Source organism: Arthrobacter sp. DMZ02-1R, assembly GCF_057747935.1.
This window is the reverse complement of the sequence record NZ_CM173230.1, coordinates 2,443,738-2,462,870: the sequence shown is the minus strand read 5'-3', so window position 1 is coordinate 2,462,870 and position 19,133 is coordinate 2,443,738. Positions and strand designations below refer to the sequence as shown.

Genomic DNA, 19,133 nt, shown 5'->3' with positions numbered 1-19,133 from the left:
GTAAACTCGAACGGGATCGTTTTGTCATGATCCGCTGAAAATCATGTTGAAAGGAATGCTGTGCTGCGCACACATGACCTCGGATCCTTGCGTTCCGAGCACATTGGACAGACCGTTACCCTGGCAGGCTGGGTAGGCCGCCGCCGCGATCACGGTGGCGTGGCCTTCGTCGATCTGCGTGACGCGTCCGGTGTCGCCCAGGTGGTTGTTCGCGAGGAAGAGGTCTTCCACGGCCTGCGCAACGAATATGTGCTGCAGATCGTGGGCACCGTCAGCAAGCGTCCCGAAGGCAACGAGAACCCGCACCTCGCCACCGGCGAGATCGAGGTCATCGCCGAGAAAGTGGTGATCCTCAACACCTCGGACCCGTTGCCGTTCCAAATCGACGAGCACGTGGAGGTCGGAGAGGAAGCGCGCCTCAAGCACCGCTATCTCGACCTGCGCCGCCCCGGCCCCGCCCACAACCTGCGCCTGCGTTCCGAGGCTAACCGCGTGGCCCGCGAACTGCTTCACCAGCAGGGTTATGTGGAGATCGAAACCCCCACGCTGACCCGCTCGACGCCGGAAGGCGCCCGTGACTTCGTGGTTCCGGCGCGTCTGGCGCCGGGTTCCTGGTACGCGCTTCCGCAGTCGCCGCAGCTTTTCAAGCAGCTGCTCCAGGTTGGCGGTTTCGAAAAGTACTACCAGATTGCCCGTTGCTACCGGGACGAAGACTTCCGTGCGGACCGACAGCCGGAATTCACCCAGCTCGACATCGAAGCCAGCTTCGTTGACCAGGACGACATCATTGAGCTCGGCGAAAGCATCGTCAAAGCACTGTGGAAGTTGATCGACGTCGAGATCCCGACGCCGATCCGCCGCATGACGTACCACGAGGCAATGGCCAAGTACGGCTCAGACAAGCCGGACCTGCGCTTCGGCCTGGAACTCACCGAACTGACCGAGTTCTTCAAGGACACGAACTTCGGTGTCTTCAAGGCTCCCTACGTTGGCGCAGTCGTCATGCCCGGCGGTGCCTCGCAGGCCCGCCGAGCGCTGGATGCCTGGCAGGAATGGGCCAAGCAGCGTGGCGCCAAGGGACTTGCCTACGTGCTGTTCAAGGAAGACGGCGAGCTCACGGGCCCCGTTGCCAAGAACCTCACGGACACCGAACGTGCCGGCCTCGCCGACGCCGTGGGCGCACAGCCCGGCGACTGCATCTTCTTCGCCGCCGGCGAGAAGTCCCCGTCCCGTGCCCTGCTGGGCGCCGCCCGCGTCGAGATCGGCCACCGCACCGGCCTTATCGATCCCAAGGACTGGGCCTTCGTCTGGATCGTGGACGCTCCGATGTTCGAACCTGCTGCTGCGGCAGTCGCTTCCGGCGATGTCGCAGTGGGTGGCGGCCAGTGGACGGCCCTGCACCATGCCTTCACTTCTCCGAAGCCCGAGTTCCTGGACTCGTTTGACAAGGACCCTGAATCGGCCCTGTCCTACGCCTACGACATCGTGTGCAACGGCAACGAAATCGGCGGAGGTTCCATCCGTATCCACGAGGCCGATGTCCAGGAGCGAGTTTTCGAGCTCATGGGCCTGGACAAGGAAGACGCGCAGACCAAGTTCGGCTTCCTTCTTGAGGGATTCAAGTACGGCGCGCCTCCGCACGGCGGCATGGCCTTTGGTTGGGACCGCGTCGTGGCCCTGCTGGCCGGCGTTGACTCGATCCGCGACGTCATCGCTTTCCCGAAGTCGGGCGGCGGCTACGACCCCCTGACCGCTGCTCCTGCGCCCATCACGGCGCAGCAGCGCAAGGAAGCCGGAGTCGACTTCAAGCCTGAGGCCAAGCCGCAGGGCAAGTCCGACTAACGAACCGTAGTAGCAGACCGAAGGCCTCCGCAGTTGCGGAGGCCTTCGGCGTATCATGACGGCGATTGACTTTGAGGAGGACACGTGGCCGAGCAGATGAGCCTTGGGTTGATAGAGGAGCTGATGGACCGCGCATGGCCGGCCCCGTATCGTGAGGACACCGGCGGATGGGTCATGAGGGCCGCAGGTGGCGTCACGCAGCGGGCAAACTCGGTCTGGCCCAGGGAGCAGGCCGATGACCACGAATCGGCAGTGCGGGCCGCGACCCGGTGGTATCGCTCCCGGCGCCTCCCGCTGATCTTCCAGATTGTCGAGGACGAGCGCAGCACCGGCCTGAACGCGGTGCTTGATGCGCAACGATTCACCCGCCAGTCTGAAACGCTCATCATGGTCCGGCCGGGCGGCGAGCTTTCCCGGACCCGGCACGGTCACCTGGCTGGCGGCGTCGAGATCTCCGACGAGCCGTCCGAAGAGTGGCTCCGGCTGTGGTGGTCGGTGGACGGGCGCGGGGGAGACGCCGAGCTGGAGATTGCGCGGAACATCCTTTCGTCTTGCCCGTCCCTCTACGCTCTCGTGAGGGACGACGACGGCGCCCTGGCCGCCGTCGGACGCCTCGCCTTGGTGGAAGGCAGGGGCGGGATCTACTGCATGGCCACCACGGCCAAGCACCGCCGCCGTGGCTACGGGCGGCAAGTCCTCGACGCGCTTCTTGCGGCTGGCAACCGCCGAGGGGTGTCGGAGTTCTGGTTACTGGTGATGGCCTCGAATACCGGCGCCCAGGCTCTGTACGAGGGCGCCGGCTTCGCAGAACATGGCAGGTACCTCTACCGGCAGGCCCGGCCCCAGCGGGCGTTGTCAGGCTGCTAGAAGGCAGCCGCTAGCCGGACTGCCTAGGGGAGGCGGATCGGTTTCAGTTCATCGAAGCGGTCGCCAGGGCCGGGGTTGTCCCCAGGGGTGCCGCCGCCCAGCTGCGTCATGACTCCCCACACAGCGTTGAGGCCCGTGGTCACGGCTCCGTCGGCCCAGCCTCCGGTCCAGGAGATGTCGTCCCCTGCGAGGAAGATGCCGCGGTGTTCCGGCAAGTGACCTTCCTGCATGAAGTGGGTGTAGAGCCGTTCCTGGTAGCGGTAGTGGCCGGGGAGGTTGTCGCTGAAGGCGCCCATGAAGTTGGGATCATCCTCCCAGGAGACCGTGATGGGATCACCGACGATGTGCGAGGCGATGTCCACCGTGGGGTAGATCTGCCTGAGTGAATGCAGCATGAGCCGGACCCGTTCGTCGGCATCCAAGGGGAGCCACTTGAGGGCGTCGTCGTTCCAGGTGTAGGACAGGCAGATCAGGGCTGGCTGGTCCGGGCCGTTGTCCAGGAGGTAGGTTCCGCGGGTGAGCCTGTCTGTGAGCGTGGTGCTCATGACCTGGCGTCCGGTTTCGGGGTCGATGTCCTTCCAGAAAGGCCGGTCCACCACCACGAAGGTCTTGGACGACTGCATGTAGTGGCTACGTTCGATCGCGGTCCACAGTTTGTGGCTGAAGAGTGATTCGTCGACGTCGATGCGCGCCGAGAGCAACCAGCTCTGGCACGTGGCGATGACGGCAGGGTAGCGGGCTTCCTTACCCCATTTGTCCGTGACGGCGATGTCGCCCGGGGTGCCGTCGTCGTTGGCCAGCCGTCGTACGGAAGTCACGGCCCCAAGGGGGTGGCCTCCATGCAGTGACGCCAGGCTGGTGCCGGCCGTCCAATGGGCCAGGTTTTCGGGAGTGTGGTTCCACAGCCGCTCCGGGAGAAGCTGTGCGCCGCCGATGATCCGGTGCTGCTCGGCGTCGGCGTCCACGTAGACCACACGGAGGATTTCGAGGAACGAATCCGGGAAATTGGTGTCCCAGCCGCCGGTGCCGAAGCCGACCTGGCCGAAGGCCTCCCGGTATTCGAACGGCAGCGTGGAGAACGCCTTGGAGGTGGCGAGGTAGCCGGAGAAGGAGACGTCGTCGAACTTCGGGACCAACTCGTTCCAGAGCTTCTTGATGGTGGCCAGGTCGCGGTTCCGGATGGCTTCCTGCATCGCCGTGAAGTGGGCGCGTTCCTCAAGGCAGTCGTCCCACGCGGCGGCGACGTCGCCGAAGAACTGTGGAAGATCCGCGGCGGTCTCGGCATAGTGCGCCTGTCCGCCGAGTTCGATCACCGTGCTTCCCGCTGCCGGGGTGAGCGGATTGGGGAACGGCTGGGTTTCGATCCCGACCTTGTCCGCGTAGTGGAAGAAGGACCGTCCCGACCGTGGGAAGCGCATGCCACCGAGGTCCGCCACGGGGGCGGACTGTCCTGGCTGGGTCCCGCCGCGGAGGCGGCCACCGATCCTGGAGGATTCGTAAATGACAGGCTTGAGGCCCATCTTCATGAGTTCGTAGGCGGCAACCAGTCCGGAAAGGCCCGCGCCGATGACTGCCACTTCGGTGCCGTGCATGGCTTCGGGGACGCTGCCGATCCCTGCCGGGTGCGCGAGGAAGTCATCATACGGGAACGGGAAATCCGGGTTGAGCATGGTGATGGGAGCGGCCGCGGTTGCGGTCGCGGATGCAGTCGGAGTGCTTGTGGCTGCGATGGTCACTTGTGTCCTTAGTGGTTTGTTGCGGTGGGTTCGTTGGTCATGAGGCGGGCCAAGTAGTCCGTGTCCTGGCGAGCCTGGGCAAGGACCGCGAGGTCCACGTCGGCGAGAATCAGCTCAGCTTCGCCGGACGCCGTCGCCAGGCGCCGGCCGTACGGGTCGGCGACTGTGCTTAACCCTGCGAAGTCCGGGCCGGCGTGGTTCGCGTAGGCGATGAAGAGCTGGCTCTCGAGCGCGCGGGTGGGGACCACCATGGAGGGGATCAGCCGTGTGTTGAAGGGTTGCTCGCCGGCGTCGTCCGCGGCCCGGAGGGGTACCGCCGTCGGCACACACAGCAACTCGGCGCCCGCCAGGGAGGTGGACCGCACGAACTCGGGGAACTCGACGTCGAAGCAAATGCCCAGGGCGATCTTGACGCCGTTGAAGTCCACGACGGCGGGCGCCTCGCTTCCGGGCGTGAACACGGAGTTCTCGTCTGTGCCGAAGAGGTTCTGCTTGCGGTAGCGGGCCAGTTCCGTGCCGTCGGGGCCGAACAGGGAGGCGCTGATGTAGTGCCTGCCGTCCTCATGTTCCACGGTGGAGGCCACCAGTGCGATGCCATGCTCGACGGCGATGGCGGCGAGCTGCTCGCGCTGTGCGGCGCCGTCGGTGCCGTGGACCACGGTTGGTGCGTAGCCGCTGGTGAACAGCTCCGGGGTGACCAGGAGCTCTGCGCCGCGTTGCCTGGCCTCGTGCGCCCGGGCCGCGATGAGCCGGAGGTTTTCCGTTGCCGAGTTAACGAGGCCGGTGGCCTGAAGGACGGCAATACGCACATCGGGCCCGTGCGCGAGTGTCATTTCACCCCGTCCAGATCTCCACGGCAGAGGCGGGCCACCACTTCGGTGAGCATGTCCACCCCGGCGCAGGCGTCGTCGTCGTGCGTGAACTCTCGCTCGTTATGCGAGATGCCGTCCACGCTGGGGACGAACAGCATGACCGTGGGAACGATGTCCTTCATGTTGATCGAGTCGTGGCCGGCCAGGGTGAACACCGGTGCGCTGCTTAGCTCCAGCTTGTCGGCGCATTCGCGTGCCAGTTCGACGCCGGCGGGCTGGTACGGATTGATGCCCCAGGCATGGGATTCCTCGACGTCGATCGAGACGTTGGTTTCGGCCTCGATGCGGGAGATGCCGGCACGGAGCAGCGTTTTGGCCGCGGCCAGCACGTGCTCGTCTGCGGTGCGCATGTCCATGACTAGCTCCACCTTGGACGGAACCACCACCGGGGAGTTCGGGTAGACGGTCAGTTGCCCCACTGAAGTGTGCAGCACGGCTCCCGGGAAGTGGTCTGCGATCTCGCGCAGCAGGACGACAAGCCGGGACGCGCCCAGGAGGGCGTCCTTGCGGTCGGCGATGACGGCCGAACCAGTGTGGGCTTGTTCGCCGTGCACGGTGACGCTGTACTTGGCTGCGGCCCAGCAAGAGTGAACCAGGCCTATCGTGGTTCCGGAGTTCTCGAGGGACCGGCCCTGCTCAATGTGGATCTCGGCGTAGGCTGCGGCCTGGGGGCCGTTGCCGGTGCCGAGCTGGCCGATGGCGGACAGCGCCTGGCGCACGGTGACGCCATGGACGTCGGTGATGGCGAGGGCGGTTTCAGCCGGCAGTTTTCCGGTGTAGACGGAGCTTCCCATCATGGAGGGCGCGAAGCGGCAGCCCTCTTCGTTGAACCAGTCCACCACGGCCAGGTTGTACTTGGGCTTCTCCCCGGGAACGGTGGACTCGGCCAGGCGCCGGCCGGCGTGCAGGGCGGCAGCAACTCCGTAGGCGCCGTCGTACTTGCCGGCTGTCGGCTGGCTGTCGAGGTGGGATCCAACCAGGACGTAGGGCGCGCCGGGCGTCCATTCCAGAAGCGCGTAGAGATTGCCTACCTGGTCCGTTTCGGTGCGGAAGCCGTACTGGGCAGCCAAGGAGGTGAACCAGGTGCGGGCCTGTGCGTCGGCGGTGGTTGCTGCCTGCCGGTCCACGCCATGGCCTGGGGTCTCGCCAATGGCGGAGAGGCTGCGGAAGTCGCGGAGGAAGGCCTCGGAGGCGATGACGCCGGCGTTCATGCCGATAGTAGGGGTGCTCATGATGCGGGGCCTTCCATTTCGTTCTTGAGGGTTGACGGGATGACCGGAAGGACATGGCTTCCGGGATTGATGATCACCAATTCGTGCACTCGTTTGCGGACGGCGTACCACCCGGCGATGAGCGCCGGGACAATGATGGCGAGCGATGCGACCGTGTATGTCCCGACCGGGAAGTCGAAGACCATGAGGACCATGACGGCGGCAAGGAAGGCCAAAGTGAGGTAGGAGGTCCAGGGAGCGCCAAGCATCCGGAATGCGGGCCGGAGCATGAGCCCCTTCTTGGACAGCTTGTAGAGCTTGAGCTGGCACAACACGATGGTTCCCCATGTACACAGGATGGCCAGGGCCGTCGCGTTGAGGGCGATCTCGAAGGCCATGGCCGGAACCACGGCATTCAGTCCCACGCCCAGCAAGGTGATGGCCGCGGTGAAGAGGATTCCGCCGTAGGGAACACCGCCGCGGCTCATCCGTTCCATGAACTTGGGCGCGGTGCCGGACTGGGCCATGGAGCGGTAGATGCGTCCGGTGGAATACAGGCCCGCGTTGAGGCTGGACAACGCCGCGGTCAGCACCACGAAGTTCATGACATCGCCTGCACCAGGGACTCCAATGGCGGCAAAGAAGGTCACGAACGGCGATTCGCCGGCCTTGTACGCGTTGAAGGGAAGCAGCAGGGCCAGCAGCGCCGAAGACCCGACGTAGAAGATAGCGATCCGAAAAATCACCGCGTTGACAGCCTTGGGCATGACTCTCGCCGGGTTCTTTGTTTCACCGGCCGCGACACCGATCAGGTCTATCCCGGCGTAGGCGAACACGATGCCCTGGACGATGATCACGGCCGGCAGGAGCCCGTTCGGGAGCAGGCCGCCGTTCTCGGCGATCAGGGAGAAACCGGGGCTGTGGCCGGCCACTGGGAAGTTGCCGGCGAAGAAGATGCCGCCAACGATCAGGAAGGCCACCAAGGCACCCACCTTGATGATGGCGAACCAGAACTCGAGTTCACCGAAGAGCTTGACCGAAATCAGGTTGACGCCGGTCACGACCGCCAGTGCGGCCAGGGCCAGGACCCACTGGGGAACGGAACTGAAGGCCGTCCAGTAATGGAAGTAGACCGCAATGGCGGTGATGTCCACGATCGCCGTGAGCGCCCAGGAGATCGCATACACCCAGCCCGAAACATAGGCAGCCTTTTCGCCGAAGAACTCCCTCGCGTAGGAAACGAAGGAGCCCGACGACGGGCGGTGGAGGACGAGCTCGCCTAGAGCCCGCAGGACGAAGAAGGCGAAGACGCCGCAGATCGCGTAGACAACGGGAAGGACAGGACCGGCCGAGGCAAGCCGGCCTCCGGCGCCAAGGAACAAGCCGGTGCCGATCGCACCGCCCATCCCGATCATCTGCACCTGCCTGTTGGACAGGCCCTTCTTATATCCGGACTGTTCGTCGGAGCGGACAGCCGTTGGCCGCTCCTCGACAGGGATGTTGGTGGTCATCGAAAACTCCTGGCCTATAAATTTGGGAGCCGCACAAAAACGGCTGACATCGATCGTCCCAAGCAACGGTGGCGCGGCCAATGACAACTTCACCTCGAATCGGGGCCAATTAATGTACGAAGGTACAAGCGGCCATTCCTCTTGGGGAGGCATGATGAAGGAGGACAGTGGAGGTGCCATGACGGACGATGAGAAGTGGCGGGGCGTGGTTGCGGCGTTGTCGGAACTGATCCCTGGCATGGTGGATACATTCATCGCGAGAATCCTCCAGGATCCGGTGTACAGCGAATCCGGGCTGACCATTGAGGACGTTCGCCGGAGCAGCCACGATTCCTTGGTGGCCATTCTCGGCGTGCTGCGGGACGGAGGAACCAGCATGGACGCCCTGGAGTCCATCGCCGCAGAGCTGGGCAAGCGCCGCGCCATGCAAGGGCTCCCCTTGGACAGCCTGGTGCGCGCGATCAGGTTGGACTTTTCCGTGGTGTGGGATGCGTTGTCCGCATCCGCCTTGGCCGTGGATCCGGCGCTGCTTGTCAGCAGGACCGAACTCGTCTGGCGCACGGTGGACACCTTCGCCTCACGCGTCCAGGCGCGGTACGTCGCTGAACTGGAGGATATCGAGCGGGCAAACGCCGATCTGCAGCACCAGTACCTCTCGCAATTATTGGCCCCCGGGGAACCGTCGGAATCGGATCTTTCCAGGATCGCCGGTGCCCTGCGCGTCGACGTCGGCGCACGGTTCCTTGTAGCAGCGGTCAGCAGGGAAGACAGCCTGACCGTACAACGCCGCCTGCGTCACCGGGCCAAGAGAATAGAAGCCTTCTTTACCTTCGACCAAGAGCACCACACCCTGGTTATCCACAAGCGCGGCGGGCAGGGCCACGCGGAGCTTAGCGACGCGCTCATCTATGAAGAGTCAGTCCTCTTCGATGGCATGGCAGTAGCCGTGGCCCCGCTGGCTGAAGGCCTCGGCAGCGTGAGAACCTCGGCTGCCGCCGCCCGCGAAGTCATGCGCGATTTGCCCATGGGAAGCGTTGGCGTCTTCACCCTCAGGGACCGGTGGTTGTCCATCACGAGGCACAGATTGTCCCAGCTCGGTTGCGATCCGGGACTGCTCGTGTTTCCCAAGCTGCAAGGCTGCGCACCGCAGGAACGGGCACGCATCCTCGAAGCGGCCACAACGTTCCTCGGAACAGGCAGCCTGGTGGAGACTGCACGCAAGCTCTTTTGTCATCGGAACACAGTGGTAAACCGGTTGGCGGCGTTCGAACGGTACACCGGGCTGGACCTCCAGAACCCCACCGATCTTGCGTTGGCGGTGTTGGCGCTGCGAGCCGCTACTGCGGATCCGTGACCTCGATCCGCACGGCGCACGCATCTGCCGCGGCCCTGCGAAGGACGGTTGCGTTGGGGTCGGCGACTGCCAGGAACGCGAGCCTTTTCCGCGATGCGTATTCCTTCAACGCCGCTTCCCCCAAGACCGCTGCGGCAAGTGCGGCGTCCCCGCCGAGGACGATGTATTCAACGCCCTGCCCGGCGAAGACGTGGGCGGCCTGTCCGGCCACTGCCTCAGCCAGGGCGTTGGCCTGATTCTCGCGACGTCGGGCGAACCGCTGCTGCGAGGATCCTCCCGCCGCGGACCGCGACTGCACATAGCGCGAACCCGATTTGGAGGCAGACACTGTGCCGCCGATCACCACACCCACCGCGTAGCCGCCCCGGCGGACCAGAATGACTCCGAGCCGCCTTTCCTGTGAAGCGAGCGATGCCAAACGCTCCACCGTGTTGACGCCCTTGCCGGGCCTACCATCAACTGGCCAGGGGGCTTTCAGCAGCGCCCTGGCGCCGTCTGCCGCTAATAGAAGCGTGCCGTCCGCAGCCCGCAAAAGCGTGCCGCCGTCGTCGGGCTCTTCCTGAAGCGCGCCATGGCTCGCGGCGAAGCGCTCCACCCAACCGGGCAACCGGGGACCAGGGATGAAGGCGGTGCGCCCCGCCCGTGGGGGTTGCTTTTCGTTGGGGCCGGATGGCCGGGTCTCCACGTCGATGTCTCCTTCGCTGGAATCATGAGTAGCCTATCCATGTGGAAGATCTCTTTGGTGCCGGCGCGGACAGCGACGACGACGACGACGCCGGCAGCCAGGCGGCCGATTCGAACCGTTCCGGTGATGGACGTGCAGGCACAGCGCGTCCGGCGTCGCCGCGGAGTCCTCTGGCCGTTCGCATGCGGCCCCGGACACTGGACGACGTCGTGGGACAGCAGCACTTGCTGGGCCAGGGGTCTCCGTTGCGGCAGCTTGCCGCGGGGGCCGACGCCGCCGGTCCCGCCGGTCCAAGCTCGGTCATCTTGTGGGGACCGCCGGGTACGGGCAAGACGACGCTTGCCCACGTCATCGCCCGTGGACCCGGCAGGAAGTTCGTTGAATTGTCGGCGATCACCGCCGGCGTCAAGGATGTCCGGCTTGTCATGGAGAATGCCCTCACCGCGCGGGACCTTTACCGGACAACAACCGTGCTTTTTCTTGATGAGATCCACCGCTTCAACAAGGCCCAACAGGACGCCTTGCTTCCCGGCGTCGAGAACCGCTGGGTAGTCCTGGTCGCGGCTACAACTGAAAACCCGTCCTTCTCGGTTGTCTCGCCGCTGCTGTCCCGGTCATTGTTGCTCACCCTGAAACCCCTCACGGATGCCGATGTCGAAGGTCTCTTGCAGCGGGCCGTTGCCGACGCCCGCGGCCTGGCAGGGAAGGTAGAGCTCAGCCCGGAAGCCCTCGAGCACTTGGTCCGCTTGTCCGGGGGAGATGCCCGACGCGCGCTGACGGCGCTGGAGGCCGCCGCTGGCGTCGCCTACGGGGACCGGAACGACGACGGCGACGCCTCCGAAGAGGAGGGGCTCGCAGGTGACGGCGCCCCCGAGGCTCCGATCGTCGTCGAACTCCGCCACACGGAGCGGGCCCTGGACGTGGCCGCTGTCCGGTACGACCGGGCGGGGGACCAGCACTACGACGTCGCCAGCGCGTTCATCAAATCGATCCGCGGCTCGGACGTCGACGCGGCCCTCCACTACTTGGCCCGCATGCTCGAAGCCGGCGAAGACCCTCGCTTCGTGGCCCGCAGGATCGTCATTTCCGCTGCCGAGGACATCGGCATGGCGGATCCAACCGCGCTTCAGACCGCCGTCGCCGCTGCCCAGGCAGTGCAGCTGATCGGGATGCCCGAGGGTCGGATCATCCTCGCCGAAGCCGTGGTGCACTTGGCCACTGCGCCAAAATCCAATGCCGCCTATATGGGCATCAATAAGGCCATCGCCGATGTGCGCGCAGGGATGGGCGTCGGGATTCCGGCGCACTTGCGGGACGCCCATTACCAAGGAGCGAAGGGACTTGGGCACGGTCAGGGCTACACATACGCCCACGACGCCCCGCATGGCGTAGCCACCCAGCAATACGCGCCGGATGACCTGGTGGGCAAGGACTACTACGAACCCACTGGAAACGGAGGGGAACGGGACATTGCTCCCCGACTCGAGCGGCTACGCAGGATCATCCGAGGCGAGTAAGCCTCATGGTAGGATGGATGCTTGTCTGGCAAGGCGCGGACGCACATTCCATCAAAATTCACGTTTTGATCCTGTGCCCTGCGCCCCGTAGCAAAAGGCAGCGGTTGGCCGATGCTCTCCCTCATGGAGGCCAGTAACACTGACACACCGCAGATATTGGAAGGACACAAGTGGCTAACAACACTCGTGCTCGCCGTACCGCACGCCTTTCGCGTGCACTCGGCATCGCTCTGACCCCCAAGGCCGCCAAGTACATGGAGCGCCGCCCGTACGGCCCCGGTGAGCATGGCCGTGCCCGCAAGAAGCAGGACTCCGACTACGCCGTACGTCTGCGCGAAAAGCAGCGTCTGCGCGCCCAGTACGGCATCCGCGAAGCCCAGATGACCCGTGCTTTCGAAGAAGCACGTCGCACCAAGGGCCTGACCGGTGAAAACCTGATCGAACTGCTCGAAATGCGTCTTGACGCACTCGTGCTGCGTGCAGGCTTCGCCCGCACCATCGCCCAGGCCCGCCAGCTGGTTGTGCACCGCCACATCCTGGTTGACGGCATTCGCGTGGACCGTCCGTCTTTCCGCGTTGCGGAAGGTCAGCTCATCCACGTTCACAGCCGCAGCGAAGTCATGGCTCCGTTCCAGGTTGCAGCTGCCGGTGCACACGTCCTGAACTCCGTTCCGGCCTACCTGGACGTCAAGATTGATGCCCTGCAGGCACGCCTGGTTCGCCGCCCGAAGCGCTCCGAGGTCCCCGTGACCTGCGAAGAGCAGCTCGTCGTCGAATTCTACGCTCGCTAAATTCCAGCAAGCGCATACAAAGAAGCCCGTGGCACGCGCCGCGGGCTTCTTTGTATGTAAGGTACTTGGGGAAGCCATGCCGGGGGCCGCCTGTGCGGAGCCGCACAGCGCGCCCACCGCAACGCAACAAATGCTAGGAGATGAGTGTCCATGACTGGTGGCGATATTGCAGGCCTGATCGCGGCCGGAGTCTTTGCGCTCCTTGTGTTGCTGCTGGCTGTCCCGATCCTCAAACTTGGGCGGGTCTTTGACGAAGTCCGCACCTCCATCCGCTCGCTGAGCGACGGAGCGACGCCGCTGATGGATGAAGTCACGGCGACGGTCTCCACGACCAACCAGCAGCTGAAGAAGGTGGATGGCATCACCTCCAACGTTTCCGATGCCTCAGCCAACATCTCCGCGTTGTCCTCGCTGGTGGCCGCAACTGTCGGTTCACCGCTCATCAAGGTGGCCGCATTCGGCTACGGAGTGCGTTCGGCTTTTTCCAACCGCCGCAAATCGAGCAATGGCCGCCGCAGCCGCTGAACCCGTTCGTAAGTCAGGAACATTGTGAAAAGAATCGTCTGGATGGGGATCGGCGTGGCAATCGGAATCATTGCCTTCCGCAAGATCACCGAAGCGAAGGCCAATATCGGTCCCGACGGCCTGAACCGCGCCGTAGCCCGGCTGGCTGATGGCGTGTATGACTTCGCCGACGCAGTGCGTGCCGGAATGAATGAACGGGAAGCGGACCTCCGGTCCGCGCTCGGCATCAACGAGCCCGACGCCGGATAGCCACCGCGGTTCGCCCAAGCGGCCGTCAACAAGGCAGAATTAGAAGCTGCGGCAATGGCAACTGCCAAGGCCGCGCACAAGCTCATGTGCAGTGAATTGAGAAGGGTAAGTAATCAGCTAATGAAGTCGCAGGAGATCACCAAACGCTGGGTGGACTTTTTTGTCAGCAAGGGCCATACCGCCGTCCCCTCAGCGTCGCTCGTATCCAGCGACCCTTCCCTGCTCTTCACCGTGGCCGGCATGGTTCCCTTCATTCCTTACCTGACCGCCCGTGAGGAGCCGCCCTTCGACCGCGCCACGAGCGTCCAGAAGTGCATCCGTACCGGCGACATCGAGGAAGTGGGCAAGACCGCCCGCCACGGCACGTTCTTCCAGATGTGCGGAAACTTCTCCTTCGGGGACTACTTCAAAGAAGACGCCATCAAGTTCGCCTTCGAACTGCTCACCAAGAGCGTCGACGACGGCGGCTATGGGCTTGACGTTGAGCGTCTCTGGGTGACCGTCTACGAGGAAGACGACGAAGCCCAGGATCTCTGGCTGAAGAACACCGGCATCCCCGCCTCACGCATCCAGAGGATGGGGAAGGCTGACAACTACTGGTCCACCGGACAGCCCGGTCCCGCTGGTCCGTGCTCGGAAATTTACTACGACCGCGGCCCGGCCTACGGCGCCGAAGGCGGTCCCATCGCGGACGAAAACCGCTACGTCGAAATCTGGAACCTCGTTTTCATGCAGTACCAGATCGAGAACGTCCGCTCGAAAGTGGACTTCGACATCGCTGGCGAGCTCCCCAAGAAGAACATCGACACCGGCCTCGGCATGGAGCGCCTCGCGATGATCCTGCAGGGCGTCGAGAACATGTACGAGACGGACCAGGTCCGTCCGGTCATCGACCAGGCCGCGGCGCTGTCCGGCAAGGATTACACCTCTGCCGAGTCCGCTGACGACCCGCATCACACGGACGATGTCCGGATGCGCGTTGTTGCCGACCACATCCGTTCGGCCCTCATGCTGATCTCCGATGGCGTGTCGCCGTCCAACGAAGGCCGCGGCTACGTCTTGCGTCGGCTCATCCGCCGGGCCGTCCGTGCCATGCGCCTCCTCGGAGTCGAAGAGGCCTGCCTCCCGCAACTGCTTCCGGCATCCCGCGACGCCATGAAGGGCGTCTACCCAGTTGTGGAGACCGACTTCGACCGCATCAGTCGCATCGCCTACGCCGAAGAAAAAGCCTTCCTGCGCACCATCGCCTCCGGAACCGCCCGCCTCGAAGAAGCCGTGGTGCTCTCCAAGGCTGCCGGCAAGCCGCTGTCCGGCGAAGACGCCTTCGCCTTGCACGACACCTACGGGTTCCCGATCGATCTCACCCTCGAAATGGCTGAGGAAGCCGGCTTGAAGGTTGACGAAGCCGAATTCCGTAGCCTCATGCTGGAACAGCGCCAGCGCGCCCAGGCAGATGCCAAGGCCAAGAAGGGTGGACATGCCGACGTCTCAGCCTTCCAGGAGCTCTTGGCCGAAGGGGAAACCGTCTTCACCGGCTACACCGAGTTGGAAGGCGAGGCCCGTGTCCGCGGCATCGTCAGCTCGGGACGGCGTGTCGCCCATGCTTCCACGGGCGACGAGATCGAACTCGTGCTCAACGAGACGCCGTTCTACGCCGAAGCCGGCGGCCAGTCGGCCGACAAGGGCCTCATCACCGGCGACGGCTTCGTCGTCGAGGTTCTCGACGTCCAGCGCCCCGTGAAGGGCCTGAGCGTCCACAAGGCGATCGTCCGCGAAGGCGAGATCTCCTCAGACGCCTTGGTCCGCGCCGCCGTCGACCGCGAACGCCGCCATGCAGCAGAGCAGGCCCACACAGGCACCCACATCGTGCACGCTGCCCTGCATCAAATCCTTGGCCCGGAGGCCACCCAGCGGGGCTCTTTCAACAAGGCCGGATACCTGCGCTTCGACTTCGCGTGGGGCGAGGGATTGAGCGCCGCCACGAAGTCCGAGATCGAAGAGGTCTCGAACATCGCCATCCGCAACAACTTCCAGGTGGACACCAAGGTCATGGGCCTCGCCGAGGCGAAGGCCCTCGGCGCCATGGCCCTCTTCGGCGAGAACTATGGCAGCGAAGTCCGCGTCGTGGAGATCGACGGCGCGTGGTCCCGCGAGCTTTGCGGTGGCACCCATGTGGCCAACACCTCCCTCATTGGCAGCCTGTCGCTCCTCGGCGAACAGTCCGTCGGTTCGGGAAACCGTCGCGTGGAGGCCTTCGTCGGCCTTGACGCCTTCCGGCACCTCGCTGCCGAACGTGCCTTGGTCACCGAGCTCACTGAGATGCTCAAGGTCCCTTCGAGCCAGCTGGCAGACAGGATCTCCAGCACCTTGGCCAAGCTCAGGGCCACCGAGAAGGAACTCGACCGCCTCCGCAAGGAGCAGCTGATCGCGGCCGCGGCCAATCTCGTTGCCACGGCACAAGACGCCGCAGGCGTCCGGGTAGTAGCGCACGACGCCGGCCAGGTCGGGGGAGCGGACGACCTCCGCAGCCTCGCCATGGATCTGCGCAACCGGCTCGGCTCCGACGCTTCCACCGTGGCTGTGGCAGGTGTCAGCAACGATCGTCCTGTCATCATCGTGGCCACCAACGAGGCCGCCCGTGACGCTGGCGTGAAGGCAGGCGCCCTGGTCCGGGTGGCAGCAGGAATCCTCGGCGGCGGTGGCGGCGGCAAGGACGATGTCGCTCAAGGCGGCGGAACCGACGCTGCGAAGATCGCACCGGCCCTTGCGGCCGTTGTGGACGCGATCGCCAAGCGCTGATCTTGGAAGCCATTGCGCGCAACGACGACTACCCCCGGGGAATCAAACTGGGGGTAGACGTCGGCACCGTCCGTGTGGGAGTTGCTATCTGCGATCCGGACGGGATCCTGGCCACACCGCTCAAGACGGTGAGCCGGGACGCCAAGAAGAATTCCGACATCGGTGTGATCGTCCGGCAGGTCGCGGAGTTCGGTGTAGTCCAGATCTTCGTCGGGCTACCACGCACGATGAAGGGTGAGGAACACGCGTCGGCGATCATGGCTAACGACTACGCGGAGTTACTGGCAGCCCACTTGCAGCGCCGTGGGCTCGACGTTCCGGTCAACATGGTGGACGAGCGGCTCAGTACCGTGACGGCCCACCGCAATCTCCATGAAGCTGGCATGAGCAGCAAGGATCATCGTAAAGTAGTGGATCAGGTTGCCGCTGCCGGAATTCTGCAGCACGCGATCGACATGCAAAAAGCCAGAGGTGCAGATGTGGGCAGGCGCGTGCAAGCGCCGGCGCCACCCCAACACATTGACGGTGCCAATGCGCCGCTGCCGGCCCCCGGCATTGATCCACACTCTCCAACGAGGGGAAGACAATTGTGAGCCCGGTCAACAACGACCCCTCCAACGACGCATCGGAAGGCCGCACCCGGCCGCTGACTCGTCGTGAAATCCGTGCCAGGGAACGCTTCCTAGAGACTCAGAACCAGGAGGTGTTGCCACCGCCTGTGCCTGTCTACTTTGAACCTGTCGCCGTACCGGAGCCGCAGCCCGCGCATGTTCCGCACTACGCGGCGGCGGCCCCTGAAACGCAGTCCCACGCCCCTGAACTCCACGATGACGGCATTCGCGGCGAAGCCGGGCCGTCCGGGGACTTTCCTCCGCAGTCCGATGTGGTTCGACCGGAGGAAGACGTGCAACAACACGAATCTTCACATGAAGACGCAGCGCTCCACGACACCGTCCTCGAAGACACCGTCCTCGAAGACGCCGACCTCCCTGACGTCCCTCACCAGGACACTGTGCACCTTGACACTGTGCACCCAGACACTGTGCACCCTGACGCCGCGCTTCTTCACGATGCCGGGAACTACGACGCCGTTCCGATCTACGACGCCGCACACGGCGACGAGTTCCATGAACCGCATGCACATGACGAAGGTTATGAGCACCACGATCCCCACTTCGACTACGAAGTCCATGACGAGCACGATGCACATGAACTCATCCCGGCTGCGGCTCCGGTGGCAAAGGTTCGGTCGAAGAAAGTCCGGCGCCGTCGTCGCCTTCTCGCACTCCTGCTGACCCTCACGGTGTTCGTCGCCGCTGTTGCGGTCGGGGCTCAGTTCCTGAAGCCGTTGCTCGGCATGGACAAGGTCAGTGACTACCCCGGCCCGGGCACAGGTTCCGTCACGGTCACGGTTGCCCCGGGATCCGGACCCAAACTGGTCGCGACCAACCTCCAGAACCAGCACGTCATTGCCAACGCAGACACGTTCCTGGCCGCATTCACGGCGGCCGGGGGTGAACTCTCGCCGGGCGATTTCACGTTCCGCACCGAAATGAAGAACTCCGATGCCGTGAATGTCCTCCTCAATAAGGACGCCTCCAAGGTGATGTACTTCGCGCTCAGTGCGGGGCTTCGAATTGGGGAGTCGCTCGATGCGATCTCCAAGGGGTCAGGTATCCCTGTGTCCGAGTTGAAGGCCCTCAGCGACTCGCCGGCCCAGTTTGGCGTCCCGGCCCCCGCAAAGAACCTGGAAGGCTTCCTGGCACCGGGGGAGTACCGTTTCCCGCTTGGGACCCCGGCCAAGGACATCCTCCAGAAGCTCGTCACTGGGACCACCGATGAGCTCAAGGCGCAGGGCGTTACCGATCCAACTAAGCAGTACCAGGCAATCACTGTCGCCAGCATTGTGCAGGCTGAAGGTGGCCAGGCTGACTATGGAAACGTAGCGGGTGCCATCTACAACAGGCTCAAGCCAGGCAATACGGAGACGAATGGGCTCATCCAGTCGGACGCCACTGTCACCTACGGCCTCGGTACCAAGACCTTCCACTTGACCGATGCCCAGAAGGCTGACAAGAGCAACCCGTACAACACCTATGCCAACGTGGGCCTGCCGGTTGGCCCGATCGGCTCGCCCGGCAAGACGGCAATCGACGCTGCTGCGAAGCCAACAGCCAACAATTACCTCTATTGGGTGACCATCAACCTCGATACCAAGGAGACGAAGTTCTCCAGCACGTTGGCGGAACACAGCAAGTACGTTGAGCAGTACAACGCATGGTGTGCCGCCAACGCGGGACGGTGCGTGTGAGTAGGCGTGCTGCCGTCCTGGGGCACCCCATCAGTCACTCGAAGTCACCGGCTCTCCACCGCGCGGCCTACGCGAAGCTTGGGCTCGACATCGACTACTCAGCCATCGACGTGACCGTTGAGCGGCTGCCGGCCTTCATGGCGGCCCTTGAAGCCAGGGACAATTGGTGCGGCCTGTCCGTCACCATGCCCCTCAAGACCGCCATGGTGGCCGAAGTCGACGAGGTCCGTGGGGCCGGCGCCCACCTGGGCGTCATCAACACAGTCGCGTTTGAAGCCACTGAGCACGGTGTGCGGCGGATTGGCCACAACACGGATGTGGCTGGCATCGTTGACGCCGTCAAGAATGCCGGGGTCAAGGAGCGGCCGAATTCCGCGATTCTTGGCGGTGGCGGAACGTCCGCGGCGGCCATCGCGGCGGTCCACGAGCTGGGTTCAAAACATGTTGACGTCTACGTGCGCGACGCCGGACGGGCAACCGAAGCGAAAGCCGCCGCTGCCGCCGTCGGACTCGCCGTTCAACTCCGGCCGATGGCCGAGGCGGCTGAAGGCATGGCCGGAGCCGACCTGGTGATTTCCACCCTTCCGCCGCGGGCGGCGGACGGCATCGCCACGCAGCTTGACGGGCTCCCCGGCAAGCTTCCTGACGGCGTCTGGGGTGTGCTGCTGGATGTAGCCTACGATCCATGGCCCAGCCGGATTGCCGAAGTATGGCATTCGAGGGGCGGCGTGGTGGTACCCGGTCTGGAAATGCTGCTCTACCAAGCTGTGGAGCAAATCCGTTTGTTTTCCGGCGCTGACGTCACCGCCGATGTCATAGATGTGATGTGCGACTCAGTCGGGCTACCCCGGCGGGTCTACTAG

At 64.3% G+C, this 19,133-nt stretch carries 16 protein-coding genes; 11 read left to right on the top strand and 5 right to left on the bottom strand.

Annotated features, from left to right (window positions below; translation table 11 throughout):
• Positions 1-60 precede the first annotated feature (60 nt).
• On the top strand, positions 61-1,842 hold the full coding sequence (gene aspS / locus AC3ANQ_RS11960; RefSeq protein WP_488301244.1) for an aspartate--tRNA ligase: 1,782 nt from the start codon (positions 61-63) through the stop codon (positions 1,840-1,842).
• 96 nt (positions 1,843-1,938) lie between these two features.
• Positions 1,939-2,709, top strand: coding sequence for a GNAT family N-acetyltransferase (locus tag AC3ANQ_RS11955; RefSeq protein WP_488305314.1), 771 nt, complete (start codon positions 1,939-1,941; stop codon positions 2,707-2,709).
• A 23-nt stretch (positions 2,710-2,732) separates the two neighbouring features.
• On the opposite strand, the gene AC3ANQ_RS11950 is transcribed toward AC3ANQ_RS11955, so the two are convergent.
• The 4 genes from AC3ANQ_RS11950 to AC3ANQ_RS11935 form a co-directional block, all read right to left on the bottom strand.
• Entirely contained in the window at positions 2,733-4,379 is a 1,647-nt protein-coding gene (locus tag AC3ANQ_RS11950; protein ID WP_488305313.1) for a flavin monoamine oxidase family protein, read from the bottom strand.
• A gap of 74 nt (positions 4,380-4,453) precedes the next feature.
• Complete coding sequence (locus AC3ANQ_RS11945) at positions 4,454-5,278, bottom strand: nitrilase-related carbon-nitrogen hydrolase (protein ID WP_488301243.1); 825 nt, start codon at positions 5,276-5,278, stop codon at positions 4,454-4,456.
• Entirely contained in the window at positions 5,275-6,549 is a 1,275-nt protein-coding gene (locus AC3ANQ_RS11940; RefSeq protein ID WP_488301242.1) for a M20 family metallo-hydrolase, read from the bottom strand. Before AC3ANQ_RS11940 ends, AC3ANQ_RS11945 begins: the two co-directional genes overlap by 4 nt.
• Complete coding sequence (locus AC3ANQ_RS11935) at positions 6,546-8,039, bottom strand: amino acid permease (RefSeq protein WP_488301241.1); 1,494 nt, start codon at positions 8,037-8,039, stop codon at positions 6,546-6,548. Before AC3ANQ_RS11935 ends, AC3ANQ_RS11940 begins: the two co-directional genes overlap by 4 nt.
• 178 nt (positions 8,040-8,217) lie before the next feature.
• Here AC3ANQ_RS11935 and AC3ANQ_RS11930 point away from each other — a divergent pair, with 178 nt between their 5' ends.
• Positions 8,218-9,393, top strand: coding sequence for an RsbRD N-terminal domain-containing protein (locus tag AC3ANQ_RS11930; protein ID WP_488301240.1), 1,176 nt, complete (start codon positions 8,218-8,220; stop codon positions 9,391-9,393).
• Here the strand turns inward: AC3ANQ_RS11930 and AC3ANQ_RS11925 are convergent.
• On the bottom strand, positions 9,377-10,078 hold the full coding sequence (locus AC3ANQ_RS11925) for an acVLRF1 family peptidyl-tRNA hydrolase (RefSeq protein ID WP_488301239.1): 702 nt from the start codon (positions 10,076-10,078) through the stop codon (positions 9,377-9,379). The two genes, AC3ANQ_RS11930 and AC3ANQ_RS11925, sit on opposite strands and share 17 nt — an antisense overlap.
• A gap of 41 nt (positions 10,079-10,119) precedes the next feature.
• Here AC3ANQ_RS11925 and AC3ANQ_RS11920 point away from each other — a divergent pair, with 41 nt between their 5' ends.
• From AC3ANQ_RS11920 to AC3ANQ_RS11885, 8 genes are all read left to right on the top strand, one after another.
• Positions 10,120-11,595 (top strand): replication-associated recombination protein A, encoded by a 1,476-nt coding sequence (locus AC3ANQ_RS11920; protein WP_488305235.1) that lies wholly within the window; start codon positions 10,120-10,122, stop codon positions 11,593-11,595.
• 170 nt (positions 11,596-11,765) lie between these two features.
• Positions 11,766-12,386: a 30S ribosomal protein S4 gene (rpsD, locus tag AC3ANQ_RS11915; protein ID WP_078108983.1), complete on the top strand. Its 621-nt coding sequence runs from the start codon at positions 11,766-11,768 to the stop codon at positions 12,384-12,386.
• 150 nt (positions 12,387-12,536) lie between these two features.
• Complete coding sequence (locus AC3ANQ_RS11910; RefSeq protein ID WP_488305234.1) at positions 12,537-12,911, top strand: DUF948 domain-containing protein; 375 nt, start codon at positions 12,537-12,539, stop codon at positions 12,909-12,911.
• 42 nt (positions 12,912-12,953) lie between these two features.
• Entirely contained in the window at positions 12,954-13,160 is a 207-nt protein-coding gene (locus AC3ANQ_RS11905; RefSeq protein WP_488305312.1) for a hypothetical protein, read from the top strand.
• 120 nt (positions 13,161-13,280) lie between these two features.
• A complete protein-coding gene (alaS, locus tag AC3ANQ_RS11900) occupies positions 13,281-15,959 on the top strand; it encodes an alanine--tRNA ligase (protein ID WP_488305233.1) in 2,679 nt (892 codons plus the stop codon).
• Between the two features lie 2 nt (positions 15,960-15,961).
• Complete coding sequence (gene ruvX / locus AC3ANQ_RS11895) at positions 15,962-16,552, top strand: Holliday junction resolvase RuvX (protein WP_488305232.1); 591 nt, start codon at positions 15,962-15,964, stop codon at positions 16,550-16,552.
• Positions 16,549-18,270 carry an endolytic transglycosylase MltG gene (gene mltG, locus AC3ANQ_RS11890; RefSeq protein ID WP_488305231.1) on the top strand — a complete coding sequence of 574 codons (1,722 nt, stop codon included), beginning with the start codon at positions 16,549-16,551 and terminating at the stop codon, positions 18,268-18,270. Before ruvX ends, mltG begins: the two co-directional genes overlap by 4 nt.
• Complete coding sequence (locus AC3ANQ_RS11885) at positions 18,267-19,133, top strand: shikimate dehydrogenase (RefSeq protein ID WP_488305230.1); 867 nt, start codon at positions 18,267-18,269, stop codon at positions 19,131-19,133. Before mltG ends, AC3ANQ_RS11885 begins: the two co-directional genes overlap by 4 nt.

Coding starts and splice junctions, on each gene's coding strand:
- AC3ANQ_RS11950 (WP_488305313.1), bottom strand. CDS start 4,379: ATGCTCAACCCGGATTTCCCGTTCCCGTATGATGACTTCCTCGCGCAC.
- AC3ANQ_RS11940 (WP_488301242.1), bottom strand. CDS start 6,549: ATGAGCACCCCTACTATCGGCATGAACGCCGGCGTCATCGCCTCCGAG.
- alaS (WP_488305233.1), top strand. CDS start 13,281: ATGAAGTCGCAGGAGATCACCAAACGCTGGGTGGACTTTTTTGTCAGC.
- AC3ANQ_RS11910 (WP_488305234.1), top strand. CDS start 12,537: ATGACTGGTGGCGATATTGCAGGCCTGATCGCGGCCGGAGTCTTTGCG.
- AC3ANQ_RS11905 (WP_488305312.1), top strand. CDS start 12,954: ATGGGGATCGGCGTGGCAATCGGAATCATTGCCTTCCGCAAGATCACC.
- AC3ANQ_RS11955 (WP_488305314.1), top strand. CDS start 1,939: ATGAGCCTTGGGTTGATAGAGGAGCTGATGGACCGCGCATGGCCGGCC.
- AC3ANQ_RS11945 (WP_488301243.1), bottom strand. CDS start 5,278: ATGACACTCGCGCACGGGCCCGATGTGCGTATTGCCGTCCTTCAGGCC.
- AC3ANQ_RS11935 (WP_488301241.1), bottom strand. CDS start 8,039: ATGACCACCAACATCCCTGTCGAGGAGCGGCCAACGGCTGTCCGCTCC.
- AC3ANQ_RS11930 (WP_488301240.1), top strand. CDS start 8,218: ATGACGGACGATGAGAAGTGGCGGGGCGTGGTTGCGGCGTTGTCGGAA.